Raw genomic sequence first — 15,707 nt, 5'->3', positions numbered from 1 at the left:
CCTACTTCCCGGCAGCGGCCTGATAGCCACCGCCGAGGGACTTAATCAACTGAATGCTCTGAATCACCCGCTGAGTGTCGAGCATCAGCAGCGACATCTGCTCGGCAAGCACCGGCAGGCGCGCTTCGGTCGCCTGTAACCGGCTGCCAAGACCTTGGTTAAAAGCGGCTTCGGCGGCGCTTTGGCTATAGCGCATCGCCTCGACGCGATCGGCTTGCATCTGCCGTTCATCGCTCAGCGTTTGCAGGCGCGTACCGCCGATCGCCACGTCGCGCACCGCGTTCAGCACCGACTGGTTGTAGCGCTCAATCAGCATGTTGCTGTTGGCGCGCGTGTTTTGCAGGTTGGTGTTCAGGCGACCGCCGTCGAACAGCGGTAGGCGCAGGCCGGGGATGACGTTAATCTGCCGGCTGGTACCCTTAAACAGATCGTCGATATGAATGGCGTCGAGGCCAAAGAACATTTTGATATCAAAGCTCGGGTAGAACAGCGCTCGCGCGGCATCGACCTGATCGAGCGAAGCCTGCACGTACCAGCGCATGGCCTGAAGGTCCGGGCGACGGGCGAGCAGATCGTAGGAGAGCGTAGCGGGAACGCCCGTCTGCACCTGCGGCAGCGCTACGGGCTTAATCTCCGGTAACCCGTCGGCACCTACGCCCATCAGCGCGCGCAGCGATTCACGAGTTTCTTTGATTTGCCCTTTGGTGGCAGCAATCTGCTTCTCCACCGCCAGGATCTGCGCCCGCGCGCCGTGGTACGGCACTTTGGCTTCGAGACCCTGCGCAACTTTGCTCTGATGCGCCTGTACCGCGTAGTCAATCACGCTGCGGGTCTGCTCGAGCAGGTCGAGCATTTGATAGCTGGCCTGAATGCTGTAATACAGCTGCGCGACGGCGACAGAGAGCGACAGTTCTACCGCCGCGGTTTCCGCGAGGCTGGCGTTCTGCGCGCCGATGGCCGCCGATACGGCGGAGCGATGCGCGCCCCACAGATCGGGATCAAACCCGGCAACTAAGCCGACGGTGGCTTCCGTGTAGTACGGGCCATCCATCCCAAGCCTCGGTGCGTCCAGCGCGTAGGGGCCGAGGAAACCGTTGGCGGAGGCGCGCTGGCGGTTAATCATGCCTAAGGCCGCCATTTGCAGCTGCGAACCGGCCTCCAGCAGGCTGGCCTGCGCCCGCGCTTTGTCTTCGCGCAGTTTGGCCTCGGCCAGCGTATGTGAACCGGCGAGCGTCTTGTCAATCAGCGCCGTCAGCTGGGGGTCGTTAAACTGCCGCCACCACTGCGCCTGTGGCCAGCCCTGGCTCGCCAGATGGATATCATCGGCCAGCTTGATTTGCTCTGGCCGAAGCTGCGCGTGCGGCGCTGAGTCTTTACGGATTAACGCGCAGCCGGAGAGCGCCGTGGCGCCGGTAAGCAGGCCGCAAAGTAGTAAGCGAGAAAGGTGACGAGTCATTGTGGTGTGGCTCCTTGCGCCTGTTCCCCGGCAACAGCGATAGCCGAGCCAGTCCAGTCAGGTAACCGGGCGATTTGCTGCATCGCGCGCTGCGCCGGTTCCGATAATGTTGATAATGCGTCGATGCTCGCCGTGGGCGGGTGGCTGCTTGCGGTCGCGATTCCCGCGGCATACTGCTCCACCGCTGCGGCGAGATCCGGTTCTGGGGTTGGCATGTTGTTGTTGGCGTAGAGGATCTCCCGCCCCTGGCGAATAACGGCCTTGCTGCGCGCCAGCAGCAGAGCACGTTCCTCCTTATTTAGCTGCCGTTCGAGCGCCACGCGATCGCACATCTCTTCACAGGCGTTAAACGCGGCGTGACAACCGATGCGCAGCTGGAGCCAGGTCCGCTGCATCGCGGGATCGTGCTGAGGAATGCGCAGCAGCTTGCCGAGGCCAGCGAGCGCGGCCGCCAGCTTTTGTGGCAGGACGGCAGCTTCGCTTTCCGGCCAGATAAAGGTGTAGATCACCGCCGAGACGGCGGTGCCGACCAGAATGCCGACCGCACGATCGCGGATCTCGACCAGATCGTAAACCGGGCCAAAGGCATTCTCGAGGGTGGCGAGCGCAAAGGTGACGATCATCTGCGTGCCGATATAGGACGATCGCTCCGATCCGGTAGCGATCCACGCGGCAAGCAGCAGGATGGGGGCCAGCACGCACAGCAGTTCGGCAATATTATCCAGCCACGGGATCACGCAAATTGTCACCAGCAGCGCCAGCACAGCGCCGCATACCGCGCCGCCAAAACGCAGCGCCATTTTCTGCCACGATGAGCCGATGCTGGGGTTGGCGACAATAATGCAGGTCAGCATGCAGGTGTGAATGCCTTCCCAGTCAACGCCGGAATAAAAGACGTAACAGATCATGCAGGCCAGCAGCGTTTTCAGCGCGTAGCGAAGATAGGCCGGATTGCTGAAGGCGTCCGGTACCATCGACGGCTGTTTGGTGACAGGTGGTGGCGGCGTATCGGGGTCCATTGTTCCCAGTTGACGCAGCTGCTCGCAGAGCGTTTCCAGGCCGGATTTCCGGGCAACGTCACGTTCATCTGCGCTCAGTTCCAGCGCGCTTTGCCATGGCTCACCCTGCGCGATTGAATGCCGTAGCGACGTCATTTCACCGCGTAGGTTTTGTATCAGCGCGGGGGGCTGAGCGCGGGGGGAATAACGGTTAAGCGTGCTGTACAGATAGGTGACCGTGGCAACGCAGTTTTGCCACCAGGCGCTACGCGCCTTCCAGTCGGCATCATCGGCCAGGCAGAATACGTTGAGTTTTTGCAGCGCCAGCGCTTCCCGTTCAACGTATTTTTCCGCCAACGGCGCGGACGATGTCGTCAGGTGGGCGAGTGCATCATCAAGCCTTGCGCACAGCGCCTCCTGCATCTGCGTTCCCGCGCGGTCAGGGAACCACAGCACCCCCAGCAGCACCATCAGCAGCGTAGGATAGAGGCCTACGACGATGCACCACAGCGTCAGACGCACGACGATTTCTGGATAATCGAGCATGCCGGGAAAGGTTTGACCGTACACGGCGATAATGGCGACGGCGAAGAACAGCAGCCCGAGCTTGTAGGTGCGCATCATAAACATGCAGCCAAGCACCACCAGGCTGGCGACGACCAGGCGTATGAGTGGATAGCTGTAGGCCCATTTGTAGATCAAAAACAGGCTGGCGATTTCCATAACCGTGGCCGCGACGAACAGGATCGCCACGAATTTGGTGTAAAACGCGTTGGACTGCACGCCGTAAAACAGCACCGCCAGCGAGATCGCCAGAAACGGGATCTGGAAAGTCATTGAGATCAGCACGACCAGCAGACAGCCTGTCCACAGCTGGAGCGTCTGCGACAGCCGTCCTGGCCGCCGCTCGCTGAGTTCTTCATGGAAAAACGCCAGCAGCCTGACCAGCGGCAGAGGCAGATAATGGAATATATTCATGATTATTGCGGCTCAAGGCTGGCAACCGCCGATGCGCCGATGCGAAACAGCCCTGCATCCGGTTTATCGACCATGATTTTGACCGGAAAACGCTGGGCTACGCGCACCCAGTTAATTGAGCGGGAGACGCGAGGCAGCCCGCCGAGCACGATGCCGCCGTCGTCCGGCAGCACGCCGAAGCCGATGGAGTCGACTTTACCGCTGAAGGTTTTACCGCTATCGCTCATCAGGCGTAGCGTTGCTGGCGTACCAGGGTGAATGTTTTTCAGTTCGGTTTCGCGGAAGTTGGCGATCACGTACCAGCGGCGCGTGTCGATCAAGGTAAAAATGGGCTTCATGGCGGAGGCGAACTGGCCGATGGACGTTTTCAGCGACACCACGCGGCCATCAAAGGGCGCGCGCACCGTTGCCATTTCAAGATGCAGTTTGGTGAGCGCAATATCGGCCTCGACGGCAACGCGCTGGGCCACTAGCGCATCCACGCCGCTGACCGCGCTGGCGGCTTGCTGTGCTTGCAGCAGTACGGCGTTAAGGTCGGCTTCACTGGCACGCTTCGCCGTTCTTGCGCGGTCAACATCTTCGGCGGAGACAAAACCCTGCGCCAACAGCGGTTCGGTGCGCTTAAGCGTATCACCAGCCTGTTTAGCGGCAGCACGGGCTTTCGCGACCGTTGCTTCTACGGAGCTGGCGGCAAATTTCTGTGCGTCGACGCTGCGCTGGGTCAGCATGATCTGTTTATCCAGCGCCGCCAGCGAGGCTTCCGCTTTGGCCAGGCTGGCTTCATAAGGCCGAGGATCGATGCGGAACAGCAGATCGCCCTGTTTCACCTGTTGGTTATCAACAACCGCCAGTTCCACAATGCGCCCGCTCACTTCAGGCACAACGTCGATCGTGTCGGCGGAGACGTAGGCATCGTCGGTGGCTGGTTTGCTGTCGACCCGCCAGATGACGAAAATCAGGACGACCAGTGCAAGCAGGGCTAACAGCAGGGCCGGAAGTTTATTGCGTGGAGCTTTTTTCAGCGAGCTTTCCATGAGCGCATCTCAACGTAAATTAGAAAAAGACCAGCCAGAACAGCATGGAGTAGAGGGCAAAAAGCGCGGTGTAGATAACCGCAGGAAATGCCAGCGTTGAACCTGTTTTACTGACGATAACTCGCCGGGTGATCGACGAGAGAATAACGCCGGCTAAAATACAGAACAGCCAGTCTGGGTAATAAGCGCCAATAACGGGAATGGAGGGTGACAATGAACACCCTGTTAATAAGAGCACTGAACCGAGACCACTTATTCCTTTTAGCCTCGTCACGACGCGGGACTTTGCTGTTTGCATAATGAAATACGATCCTGTGTATATCGAATAATATCTTGAGTGAATATTTATGAATAAATAAATCTTAGTATGGCGATTTATTTACCTGGGAGGGTATCTTTTGTTGACTAACCGCATTAATAACTTATTCACGATTCAAGTATTTAATTTATATTTATTCATTGTGTGAATTCTATATATCCGAGGGGCGGGAATCCCCTCGGATAAACCCGGTTTAATTCGGGGTAACGATATTCACCCACATTTCGAACCGATCCAGACAGCCGATGATTTCATCCAGCTTCGCGGCGTTGCCGATAACGCTGGCCTTCTTCGCCTTAATCAGATCGGCCATTTTGGCCTGACCGGTGAGCACCTGCTGCAGGTCGCTACGACTGATGTAGAACGAGGCGTCAGCTTTCGGTTGCAGTACTTTGCGGTAGTTAAGCACGCTGTCGTTCAGGGTCAGGTTGAGGTTGTCGTTGTCGCTCAGGTTAAAGTTAATACTGATATCTTTACCGACTGATTTTTCGCTATCGAGGCGCACCGCCATATAATCAAACAGCATTTCCACCGTCATGCCTTTCACGGTATCCGGCGAGTTTGATGAGCCGTGGGTAAACTTATGCACGCCGTCGCGCAGCTCTTTTGCGCCGGTCAGATAGAAACCACGCCAGGTGGCGGATTCAGACTGGTAGCCCAGCTGTTCGAAGGCATCGGCCTGCAGATTTTTGGCAATTTGATCGCCAGGGTCGGCGGCGATCACGTGTTTCAACAATTCTGCCGCCCAGCGGTAATCGCCCTGGTTATAGGCGTCGCGCGCAAGGTTAATGGCGCGTGCGGAACCGCCCAGCGCTTTCACGTAGCGTTTACCCATCTCAACCTGGCCGTAAGGATTCAGGTTGGCGGGATTACCGTCGAAGTAGCCGAGATAGTAGTTGTAGACGGCACGCGCGTTATGGCTGACAGAGCCGTAGTAGCCGCGGCTGGCCCAGTTATTTTCCAGGTTTTTCGGCAACTTAATCATGTTGCCGATCTCATTCATGGTATAGCCCTGGTTTGCCAGATGCAGCGTCTGATCGTGAATGTACTTAATCGTGTCGCGATATTTGCCAATATAGTCGTTAATCTGTTTATTTCCCCACACCGGCCAGGTGTGAGGCATAAACAGGACTTCTGCCTGGCTGCCCCATTTATCGAGCGTTTCGTTGAGATAATTGGTCCACTTGCTGGTATCGCGGGTTTTTGCACCGCGCAGGGTATAGAAATTGTGCAGCGTATGGGTGGTGTTTTCCGCCGTGCACAGCGCTTTCAGCGCGGGAATGTAGAAGTGCATCTCCGCCGGAGCCTCGCTGCCCGGCGCCATCAGGAACTCAAACTTCAGGCCGTCGATGGTCAACGTTTCGCCCGTTTTGGTGATCGATTTGGTTGGCGCGATCAGCGTCGGGTTACCGGTGGTTAAGGTTACGCCTAATCCATTACCGATGTTGCCTTTGGCATTATGCGGCAGCAGCAGCCCGTAGGAGTAGAGCACGCGGCGGTTCATGATGTTACCCGCCAGCACGTTCTCGCTGATGGCTTCCTCCATAAAGCCCGCCGGGGCGATGATTTGTACTTTTCCGGCTTTGACGTCCGCTTCGGACACCAGCCCTTTCACGCCGCCATAGTGGTCGGTATGGCTGTGGGTGTAGATCACCGCCACAATCGGCTTGTGCGGACGGTGTTGATAATAGAGGCCCAGCGTGGCTTTGGCTGCTTGTGGAGAAACGAGCGGGTCAACGATGATAAGGCCGGTATCGCCTTCGATAAAGGTAATGTTTGAAATATCCTGGCCGCGCACCTGATACATACGATCGGTGACTTTGAACAGGCCGGAAATACCGTTCACCTGAGACTGACGCCAGAAGCTTGGGTTGACCGTATCGGGTGCTGGGGCATTAATATCAAACTTATAATCTTCAGCGCGGTACATCACCTTGCCATCGGCATCTTTGAGCTCACCGTGATTGAATAACGGCGCGATAAACCCACGCTGGGCATCTTCAAAATCCTGACGATCGCTAAAGGGTAAGGATTTAGCATACTGCTGATTCATTTCCCGGGTATATTGCGTGGCTTCTTTCGGCATTTCGGCGGCGAAGGCGCTATTTATCAATAGGCCGCTGGCGACGCCAACGGCAATAAACACGTTGCTGAAACGAAATAACCTAGAGTTATTCATATTAAACTCCATTTCATTATTAATATTCTGGATGTTCGGCATGTCACTAACGTCTGAGATATGGCGATCTATATTAGAGGCTGTTTTGATAATTTAAGAGGTTTGTTTGTGAGGCCGATCGTTATTTTTATAAGGTATTTGTGCTTAAAGATGAATGAATAAAATAAACATATATTTTATGGAATATAATATTTAATTGTTATCGTTACGCACGCTGCAGAATTGAGATTCCTCCGCTACTCCGCCAGCCGCTGCTTGCCTACCCTACAGACAGCTACCCCGATGAGACCGTCCCTATGAAACGTTATCTAACCGCAGTGATGCTTTGTTCGCTCTCGCTGACCAGCCAGCTGGTGCGGGCGGATATTATCGACGATGCCATTGGCAATATTCAGCAGGCGATCAACGATGCGTACAACCCCAGCAGCGATCGCTCCAGCCGTGATGATGACGATCGATCTTATGACGATCGCAGCAGTCGTTCTCAAAGCAGCCAGCAATATAACGATCGTCGCCGCCAGCTGGACGATCGTCGGCGTCAGTTGGATGACCGCCAGCGCCAGCTCGATCAGGAGCGACGCCAGCTGTCGGACGATGAGCGGCGTCTTGATGACGATTATGACCGCTAGGCGAGGCGAATTTCCATGCCGTCGTAGCCCGCTTCAATGCCGGGCGGCAGCAGATGGGTCATCATCCACTCATCAAACTGGTGACTAATATGGGTCAGCACCATGCGCGGGCAGCGGATTTGTTCGTTGAGCGCCACGATGGTGGCTAAATCACTGTGGTTACGCGGCGTCTGCTCGCGGGGGGCGTGGCTACAATCAATCACCATCACCTGCGGCTGATTATTGCTTAAGAAAGTGAGCGTTTTATCAGGCAGCCCGGCGCTATCTGAAAGCCAGGCGACTCGGCTGTGCGGCGTCTCCAGCAGATAGCCAAAGGTGAGTTTTGAGTGTTCCAGCGGTACCGGCGTAATCTGCAGTCCCTGCAAGTCAAATACCACAAACGGCTCCACGGTATGGCTGAAATCCAGTAGGCCAGGATGTTTGAAGAGATCGTCGCAGCCCTGTTCGTCCGGCGGGCCGTACACCGGTACCGTTTCGCCTACGCCCCAGCGCAGCGGAAACAATCCCTGAACGTGGTCCATATGATAGTGAGTGAGTAAAAACTGCTGGAAGGATCCGGCGGGCCAACGCTCGGTGAGGTCGTGCAATCCCGCATCAATCAGCGTGACCGCGTCGTTAAAGCGGACGACGCCGCTGCATGCTTTACGGCGATACTGCGGCGCGCGATGGGCGCGCACGCAGGCGGGGCAATGGCAGCCCCAGGCGGGCACGCCCTGCGCGCCGCCGGTACCGCTGAGGGTGAGGGTTAAACTCATACGGCATCCTCATAGCGCTTTGGTGAATCGAATGTGGCTGGGGGCATAACCCTCACGCTGATAAAAACGATGGGCGTCGAGTCGTCGGGTACTGGTGGACAACTCGGTCATCTCCGCGCCCGCCTCACGTGCGGTCTCTTCGGCCCAGCTCAACAGTTGGCTGCCGACGCCTGAACCGCGCGCGCATGGCATGACGACCAGCTCCTGAATCTCGCCAATCCAGTTGGCGTGATGCAGATGGAACTGCAAATGCAGGCTGATGATGCCGACCACCTCGCTGCCCTGCAAAGCCAGTTGATAGTGCAGATGCGGGTCCTGAAGATTGGCGGCGAAGCCGGAGTAAAAGGCATCTTTGTCGTATTCCGCTTGTTTCAGTTCGCACATCAGCGCGTAGACTTCATCAATATCCTCGAACGTGGCATGGCGCAGCTCACAGACAGGCATGGTCCTTCTCCTTGCGTCCCATCAGGGTCAGTAAAATATCCACTGACTGTAGCAAACTTCCATCATTATTGAGCATATAGCAGTTTTCTGGCGCATAGCGGGCAGCACGTTCCAGCCTGGCGGCAATCTCCATGCCGTTCTCGCGCCCGCGGGCCTGCAGGCGCTCGCGCAGAATCGGCGGTGAAACCTGCAGGCACACCGGCAGCAGGGCGTTGCCGTAGCGCGCTTTGGCCTGCGCCAGATGCGCACGCGAGCCGTTGACGATGACATCGAACCCGGCGTGCAGCCACAGGTCGATCTCTACACCCACACCGTAGTACAGGCCGTTAGCGTGCCAGCTCAGGGCCAGCAGGTTGTGTCCGGCTCGGGTGAAAAATTCCTGTTCGCTTAACGCAATGTGGTTCTCGCAGCCGGCGTTAGCCGGACGGGTAATATAACGATGGGCAACCAATAGCTGCGCATGCTCCTGCTGACGAAGCACTTCCAGCAGGCTGTCTTTGCCGGAGCCCGATGGCCCCATTAACCAGATCAGTTTTCCTTTCATCAGAACACCCTTTTACCCTGACGCCAGACGTGGTCGATATGGATGTGCTCGCCTTTACGGTGCGCCAGCACCAGGTCGGCTCGTTTTCCTTCACCAATCACCCCGCGGTCGTGCAGATTCAGCGCGCGCGCCGGGTTTTGCGTCACCAGATTGATGGCCTGTGAAAGGGTAAAGGCGTTCTGTTGGTCATCGGCAACGCGGAAGGCGGCGTCCAGCAGGCTTGCCGGATAGTAGTCGGAGGAGAGAATATCCAGCAGCCCCAACTGCGCGAGTTCACTGGCTGCGACGTTGCCGGAGTGCGAGCCCCCGCGCACGATATTCGGTGCGCCCATCAACACATTCATCCCGTGGCGGCGTGATGATTGGGCGGCCTCAAAGGTGGTCGGAAACTCGGCGATGACGCTGCCCAACTGGTGGGATTCCATCACGTGCTCATGGGTGGCATCATCGTGGCTGGCCAGCGCGATGTTGCGGTCACGGCACATCGCGGCGATGGCGGTGCGGTTAGGCTGCGACCAGCGTGCGGCAAGCTGAAGTTGTTCTTCTTCGTATTGACGCATTTGTTGGTCAGTCAGTGAGTACTTACCTTGATAGTATTCCCGGTATTTCTCACGGTTGGCGAACTGGCGCTGGCCGGGAGAGTGGTCCATTAACGACACCAGCGTCACCGGCTCGCGCCCGACCAGTTTTTCAAATAGCGGCAGCGTGGTGTGGTGCGGCAGTTCACAGCGTAGATGCAGGCGATGCTCGGCACGGTTGAGGCCGCGTTTCTGCGTCTCTTCCACCGCGTTGATCATCTTCTCGAGGTTTTCCAGACGGTCGCCGCCATCTCGCACATCGCCGATCGCTACCGCGTCCAGCACGGTGGTGATGCCGCTGGCGACCATCAGCGCATCGTGGCTGCTCATCGCCGAGTGGGCGGGCCAGTCTACCTTCGGGCGCGGGGTGAAGAATTTATCCAGATTATCGGTATGCAGCTCAATTAGCCCCGGCAGCAGCCAGCCGCCTTCACCGTCGAAGGCTTCCGGCAGGCGGCTCTGGCTTTCGGCGAAGGCGCGAATTTCGCCGTCCTGCACCTCCAGCGAGCCGTGGACCACATCATGCTCAAGCACCAGCTTTACGTTATTGATAATCATACAGGTGTACCCATTGGGTGGAGGCGGTCGGCGACCTGATTGCGAACGGTTTCGTCATGGAATATACCGACGATGGCCGCGCCGCGTGATTTGGCTTCTTCAATGAGGCTAACGACCGCAGCGCTGTTTTTAGCGTCCAGCGAGGCGGTGGGTTCATCAAGCAAGAGAATCGGATAGTCGACGATAAAACCACGGGCGATGTTGACACGCTGCTGCTCGCCGCCGGAGAAGGTAGATGGTGCGAGGTGCCACAGACGCTCCGGTACGTTCAGACGGGTGAGCAACTGGGCGGCTTTGGCGGCACAGGTTTCGCGCGGCACGCCAATGTTGAGCAGCGGTTGCATCACCACTTCCAGCGTGGAAATACGTGGGATAACGCGCAGAAACTGGCTGACCCAGCCGACGGTGGTTTTGCGCACTTCCACCACCTTGCGCGCCGGAGCGCTGACAAGATCGATCCATTCATCGCCGTGTTTAATATGGATATGGCCTTCGTCCGGCAGGTAGTTGGCGTAGAGCGAACGCAATAGGGTGGATTTGCCGCTACCGGAGTGGCCATGCAGCACCACGCACTCCCCGGCGTTGACGGTGAGCGACGCTTCGCGCAGCACCGGAAGCTGGACGCCGTTTTGCTGGTGCAGAACAAAGGTTTTACTGACGTTTTCGACGCGGATCGCGTTCATTTTTGCCTCTTTAAGCATTTGTGCGTTCGATTGCCTGATGGCGCTTCGCTTATCAGGCCTACAAGCGATGCCGAACCGTAGGCCGGATAAGGCGCAGCCGCCATCCGGCAATTCGCTGCTCGATAATTAATTCTGCAACACCGACGACACCAACAGCTGGGTATACGGATGATGCGGATCGTCGAGCACCCGATCGGTCAGCCCACTTTCCACCACCTGACCCTGTTTCATCACCAGCAGGCGGTCGGCGAGCAGACGCGCGACGCCCAAATCATGGGTGACAATCACCACCGCCAGGTTCAGCTCCACCACCAGGCCGCGCAGCAGGTCGAGCAGGCGTGCCTGCACCGACACGTCCAGCCCGCCGGTGGGCTCATCCATAAACACCAGCTTTGGGTGGGTGACGAGGTTGCGGGCAATCTGCAGACGCTGCTGCATCCCGCCGGAAAACGTGGTTGGCAGGTCGTCGATACGCGACGCAGGGATCTCCACTTCCTCCAGCCAGCGCTGGGCGGTAGCGCGGATATCGCCGTAATGGCGCGCGCCGGTGGCCATCAGCCGTTCGCCGATATTGCCGCCCGCCGACACCTGACGACGCAGGCCGTCCATCGGATGTTGATGCACCACGCCCCATTCGGTGCGCAGCAGACGGCGGCGGTCGGCCTCGGTCATCGCGTACAGCGAACGGTCCTGATAGCGAATTTCCCCTTCCTGCTGCGTCAGGCGCGCCGAAATGGATTTCAGCAGCGTGGTTTTACCGGAGCCGGATTCGCCGACGATGCCCAGCACTTCACCCGGCCATAAATCAAAGGAGACGTTGCAGAACCCCTTGCCCGGCGCGTAGAGATGGGTCAGACGGTCAACGGAGAGTAATGGTTGCATCATGCGTTTTTTGCCTCGCTCTGTTGGCGGCAGAAATCGGTATCGGAGCAGACAAACATCCGCTTGCCGCTGTCATCCAGCACCACTTCATCAAGATAGCTGTGCTGCGACCCGCAGATGGCGCACGGTTCGTCCCAGCTCTGGATGGTGAACGGATGGTCGTCAAAATCGAGGCTTTCCACGCGGGTAAACGGCGGCACGGCGTAGATGCGCTTCTCGCGCCCGGCGCCGAACAGCTGTAGCGCGGGCATCATGTCCATCTTCGGGTTATCGAATTTTGGGATCGGCGACGGGTCCATCACGTAGCGACCGTTGACCTTTACCGGGTAGGCGTAGGTGGTGGCGATATGGCCGAAGCGGGCGATATCTTCATACAGCTTCACCTGCATCACGCCGTACTCTTCCAGCGCGTGCATGGTGCGGGTCTCCGTTTCGCGCGGTTCGATAAAGCGCAGCGGCTCGGGGATCGGCACCTGGAAGATCAGGATCTGATCCTCAGTCAGCGGCGTCTCCGGGATCCGGTGGCGCGTCTGGATCAAGGTGGCGTCTTCGGTGCGCTCGGTGGTGTTCACCCCGGTCACGCGCTGGAAGAACTGGCGGATGGAGACGGCGTTGGTGGTGTCATCCGCACCCTGGTCAATCACCTTCAGCACGTCCGCTTCGCCAATCACGCTGGCGGTAAGCTGGATCCCGCCGGTGCCCCAGCCGTACGGCATCGGCATTTCGCGGCCGCCGAACGGCACCTGATAGCCGGGGATCGCCACCGCTTTGAGGATGGCGCGACGGATCATGCGCTTGGTCTGTTCATCGAGGTAGGCAAAGTTATAGCCGCTGAGATTAGCCATTTTTCTGCTCCCGTTGCAGGCGTTTCAACAGTTCCAGTTCGGCCTGGAAATCGACGTAGTGGGGGAGTTTGAGGTGCGAGACGAAACCGGCGGCTTCGACGTTATCGGCGTGGGCGAGGACAAACTCTTCGTCCTGCGCCGGGCCGACGGCGTGCTCGTCATACTCCGGGGCCTGCAACGCGCGGTCGACCAGCGCCATCGCCATCGCCTTGCGCTCGCTCATGCCGAAGACCAGCCCGTAGCCGCGGGTGAAGTGCGGCGGCTCGTCAGCCAGGTCGACGAAGCCGTTGACCATTTCGCATTCCGTCATCAACAGTTCACCGACATTTACCGCAAAACCCAGCTCTTCAGGCACGATTGAAACGTCGATATAGCCGCTGCGAATCTCGCCAGCAAACGGGTGGTTGCGCCCGTAGCCGCGCTGGGTGGAGTAGGCCAGCGCCAGCAAATAGCCTTCGTCGCCGCGCATGAGCTGCTGGAGACGTGAGGAGCGCGAGCAGGGGTAGACCGGCGGCGTGCGGGTGATATCGTCCAGCGTCGCGCCGCTGTCCTCTTCCGTCTTTGCCAGTCCCTGGCTTGCCAGCAGGCTAAAGACGTGCGGCGCGGGCGTCGGCTCGCCATCATCGGTTTGCAGGGACGGGGCTTCGCCGTTTGCCAGCAGGGTAAAATCCAGCAGACGGTGGGTGTAGTCGTAGGTTGGGCCGAGCAGCTGGCCGCCCGGTACGTCTTTGTAGACGGCGGAAATACGGCGTTCCAGGCGCATATGACTCGTCTCCAGGGGCTCGCTCACCGCCAGTTTCGCCAGCGTAGTGCGGTAGGCGCGCAGCAGGAAAATGGCTTCAACGTTGTCGCCGCTCGCCTGCTTTAGCGCCAGCGCCGCCAGCTCGCGGTCGGCGATGCCGCCTTCGGTCATCACCCGGTCCACCGCCAGGTTAAGCTGCTGTTCAATCTGGGCGACGCTGAGCTCCGGCAGCGCGGTGTCGCCCCGACGTCGATGTTCCTGTAGCGCGTGGGCGGCGGCTATCGCCTTCTCGCCCCCTTTGACGGCAACGTACATATCAGCAAACCTCGACGTGAGTGGTACGCGGAATGGCCAGCAGACGCTCGCCGCAGGTGAGGATCAGATCTACGCCGAGCGGGAACGGGTGCGGGCGTTCGGTCAGTTCATGCAGAATGCAGCTCGGCAGCTGTGGCGCGATCATCCGTTCTTCGGCGATGCCCGCACCGGTCAGGCGCAGCATGCGCCCACCGCTGAGACTTGGGACCTGCACAATCAGCGTGGCGCTGGTTTCCGGCGCTATCGCGCTGCCTTCGCACAGGGCGTTCAACTGCTCGCTGCTGATGGTGTCGCTTGAGACGGCGAAGGTTGCCTGCTGCGGCTGCTCAACCAGCGGCGCGTTGGTGTGAAAGCGCAGGCTCTGGCTGACGATATCGTTGTGCAGCGCGTGGGATAGCCACACCGGCGTGTCGTTGTCGGCAAGGGTCAGCAGCACGCTGGTGGTGGCGACGTTCAGCGGCTGCCAGCCGTGCTTGAGCTGATGCAGCGCGACGATCATCCCCGGTTCGCTCATGGCTTTTAACAGGCGACGAAAGCTGTGCTGGGCATCCTGCACGGGAAGGGTAAAAGCGGTTTCCAGGGTCATGCGTTATCTCCGCGAACCAGCGTAAAGAAGTCGACCCGGCTGGCGTTAATTTCAGCCTGGCGTGCGGCAATGCGCGCGGTACGGTCGGCTTCCAGCGGGGTAATCAGGGTTTCTAGTAAGGTTTGAAAATGGATGGGCTGCTGCATCAGCGCATCAATCAGCGCGCAGCGCTCGGCGTGGGCTTTATCGCGCCCCAGCACCCAGCTGTAGCCCACGGTTCCGTTGCTCAAGCGCACGGCAGCGCGGGTTAGCGTGGCGTCACCGGCAAAGAAGCGTTCGCCGGTGCCGCCCATGCGGCCCTGAAGCTGGACCAGGCCGGTTTCCGGGGCGCGAATCGTCTTGTAGTCGGCGATAATGTTCAGCGCGACCATTTTTTCCGCAAGATTGGCGGGGTCGCTGTGGGACAGCACCGACATCCAGCGCTGACGGGTTGCGGTATCGAGGTGCATTCAGTGCTCCATAATAAATTCGATCATGTCGGCGCGGGTCAGGCTGACGGAGTACTCCATCACCTGGTCATCGCCTTCACGGTGGTTCAGGGTGCGCACGCACAGCAGGGGCGCCATGTTGGGAATTTCTAAGCGCTGGCTCTCTTTGGCCTGTGCCCGACGTGCGCTGATGCGGGTCTGGCTACGTTTGAGCACAATGCCGGTTTGCTCGCGCAGAAAGTCGTGCAGCGAGCCGCTGCTAAAGCTTTGCAACTGGGGCCAAAGTTGAAGGTCGGCAAAGTAGTGGTCGATAAGGCACAGCGCCACGCCGTTGACCCGACGCAGGGTGCGCAGATGAATGACGTTGTCGCCCTCGCGAATTCCCAGCGCTTCGGCAATATGGCCGGAGGCCGGGCGCAGCACCGACAGCAGCTTCTCGCTGGTGGGATGGCTGCCCTGGTCGAGCAAGTTCTGGCTAAAGCGCGTCTGGGCGTTCAGCGGGTAGTCGAACGGGCGCATCAGCACCAGCACGCCAATTCCCTGGCGGCGCTGAACCCAGCCTTTCTCGACCAGCTGATCGATGGCGCGACGCAGGGTGTGACGGTTTACTTCAAAACGCGCCGCCAGCTGGTGCTCGGCGGGCAGGTAGTCGCCGCAGCGGTAGTTCTGGCGCAGCTCTTGCTCCAGGCGAGCTGCAATCTCTTGATAACGCGTTGGATAACTGGTCGGATGTGTAGACAGGTGCATAGTCAAC

At 58.7% G+C, this 15,707-nt stretch carries 17 protein-coding genes; 1 reads left to right on the top strand and 16 read right to left on the bottom strand.

Features of this window, described 5'->3' with window-relative positions; genetic code table 11:
* Window position 1 precedes the first annotated feature (1 nt).
* From ABTW00_RS21645 to ABTW00_RS21625, 5 genes are all read right to left on the bottom strand, one after another.
* Entirely contained in the window at window positions 2–1,456 is a 1,455-nt protein-coding gene (locus tag ABTW00_RS21645) for an MdtP family multidrug efflux transporter outer membrane subunit (RefSeq protein ID WP_433637568.1), read from the bottom strand.
* Complete coding sequence (gene mdtO, locus ABTW00_RS21640; RefSeq protein ID WP_433637565.1) at window positions 1,453–3,432, bottom strand: multidrug efflux transporter permease subunit MdtO; 1,980 nt, start codon at window positions 3,430–3,432, stop codon at window positions 1,453–1,455. Before mdtO ends, ABTW00_RS21645 begins: the two co-directional genes overlap by 4 nt.
* Window positions 3,433–3,434: 2 nt before the next feature.
* On the bottom strand, window positions 3,435–4,466 hold the full coding sequence (mdtN, locus tag ABTW00_RS21635) for a multidrug transporter subunit MdtN (RefSeq protein ID WP_433637563.1): 1,032 nt from the start codon (window positions 4,464–4,466) through the stop codon (window positions 3,435–3,437).
* 19 nt (window positions 4,467–4,485) lie between these two features.
* Entirely contained in the window at window positions 4,486–4,764 is a 279-nt protein-coding gene (locus ABTW00_RS21630; RefSeq protein ID WP_433637561.1) for a YtcA family lipoprotein, read from the bottom strand.
* 214 nt (window positions 4,765–4,978) lie between these two features.
* Window positions 4,979–6,964 (bottom strand): alkyl/aryl-sulfatase, encoded by a 1,986-nt coding sequence (locus ABTW00_RS21625; protein WP_433637559.1) that lies wholly within the window; start codon window positions 6,962–6,964, stop codon window positions 4,979–4,981.
* Window positions 6,965–7,260: 296 nt separating this feature from the next.
* Between ABTW00_RS21625 and yjdP the strand changes: the two genes are divergently transcribed.
* The gene (yjdP, locus tag ABTW00_RS21620) at window positions 7,261–7,593 is read left to right on the top strand and encodes a DDRRRQL repeat protein YjdP (protein ID WP_433637556.1); all 333 of its coding nucleotides are present in this window, start codon (window positions 7,261–7,263) and stop codon (window positions 7,591–7,593) included.
* Here yjdP and phnP read toward each other — a convergent pair.
* The 11 genes from phnP to phnF all read right to left on the bottom strand — a co-directional run bounded on the left by phnP (window position 7,590) and on the right by phnF (window position 15,700).
* The gene (gene phnP / locus ABTW00_RS21615) at window positions 7,590–8,348 is read right to left on the bottom strand and encodes a phosphonate metabolism protein PhnP (protein WP_433637554.1); all 759 of its coding nucleotides are present in this window, start codon (window positions 8,346–8,348) and stop codon (window positions 7,590–7,592) included. The two genes, yjdP and phnP, sit on opposite strands and share 4 nt — an antisense overlap.
* A 9-nt stretch (window positions 8,349–8,357) precedes the next feature.
* Window positions 8,358–8,792, bottom strand: coding sequence for an aminoalkylphosphonate N-acetyltransferase (gene phnO / locus ABTW00_RS21610; protein WP_433637552.1), 435 nt, complete (start codon window positions 8,790–8,792; stop codon window positions 8,358–8,360).
* Entirely contained in the window at window positions 8,779–9,336 is a 558-nt protein-coding gene (phnN, locus tag ABTW00_RS21605; protein ID WP_064546729.1) for a ribose 1,5-bisphosphokinase, read from the bottom strand. Before phnN ends, phnO begins: the two co-directional genes overlap by 14 nt.
* On the bottom strand, window positions 9,336–10,472 hold the full coding sequence (phnM, locus tag ABTW00_RS21600; RefSeq protein WP_433637549.1) for an alpha-D-ribose 1-methylphosphonate 5-triphosphate diphosphatase: 1,137 nt from the start codon (window positions 10,470–10,472) through the stop codon (window positions 9,336–9,338). The genes phnN and phnM overlap by 1 nt, the downstream gene beginning before the upstream one ends.
* On the bottom strand, window positions 10,469–11,155 hold the full coding sequence (phnL, locus tag ABTW00_RS21595; RefSeq protein ID WP_065356677.1) for a phosphonate C-P lyase system protein PhnL: 687 nt from the start codon (window positions 11,153–11,155) through the stop codon (window positions 10,469–10,471). Before phnL ends, phnM begins: the two co-directional genes overlap by 4 nt.
* 126 nt (window positions 11,156–11,281) lie before the next feature.
* Entirely contained in the window at window positions 11,282–12,040 is a 759-nt protein-coding gene (gene phnK / locus ABTW00_RS21590) for a phosphonate C-P lyase system protein PhnK (RefSeq protein WP_433637546.1), read from the bottom strand.
* Window positions 12,037–12,882: an alpha-D-ribose 1-methylphosphonate 5-phosphate C-P-lyase PhnJ gene (gene phnJ, locus ABTW00_RS21585; protein WP_433637544.1), complete on the bottom strand. Its 846-nt coding sequence runs from the start codon at window positions 12,880–12,882 to the stop codon at window positions 12,037–12,039. The genes phnK and phnJ overlap by 4 nt, the downstream gene beginning before the upstream one ends.
* Window positions 12,875–13,939 carry a carbon-phosphorus lyase complex subunit PhnI gene (locus ABTW00_RS21580; protein WP_433637541.1) on the bottom strand — a complete coding sequence of 355 codons (1,065 nt, stop codon included), beginning with the start codon at window positions 13,937–13,939 and terminating at the stop codon, window positions 12,875–12,877. The genes phnJ and ABTW00_RS21580 overlap by 8 nt, the downstream gene beginning before the upstream one ends.
* 1 nt (window position 13,940) lies before the next feature.
* The gene (gene phnH / locus ABTW00_RS21575; protein WP_433637539.1) at window positions 13,941–14,525 is read right to left on the bottom strand and encodes a phosphonate C-P lyase system protein PhnH; all 585 of its coding nucleotides are present in this window, start codon (window positions 14,523–14,525) and stop codon (window positions 13,941–13,943) included.
* On the bottom strand, window positions 14,522–14,974 hold the full coding sequence (gene phnG / locus ABTW00_RS21570) for a phosphonate C-P lyase system protein PhnG (protein ID WP_433637536.1): 453 nt from the start codon (window positions 14,972–14,974) through the stop codon (window positions 14,522–14,524). The genes phnH and phnG overlap by 4 nt, the downstream gene beginning before the upstream one ends.
* The gene (phnF, locus tag ABTW00_RS21565) at window positions 14,975–15,700 is read right to left on the bottom strand and encodes a phosphonate metabolism transcriptional regulator PhnF (protein WP_064546742.1); all 726 of its coding nucleotides are present in this window, start codon (window positions 15,698–15,700) and stop codon (window positions 14,975–14,977) included.
* Between the last annotated feature and the right edge of the window lie 7 nt (window positions 15,701–15,707).

This window comes from Kluyvera georgiana (assembly GCF_050990895.1).
GTDB classification, from domain to species: domain Bacteria; phylum Pseudomonadota; class Gammaproteobacteria; order Enterobacterales; family Enterobacteriaceae; genus Kluyvera; species Kluyvera georgiana.
The sequence above is the reverse complement of the archived record's forward strand: the minus strand, read 5'-3'. Positions and strand labels throughout refer to the sequence as shown.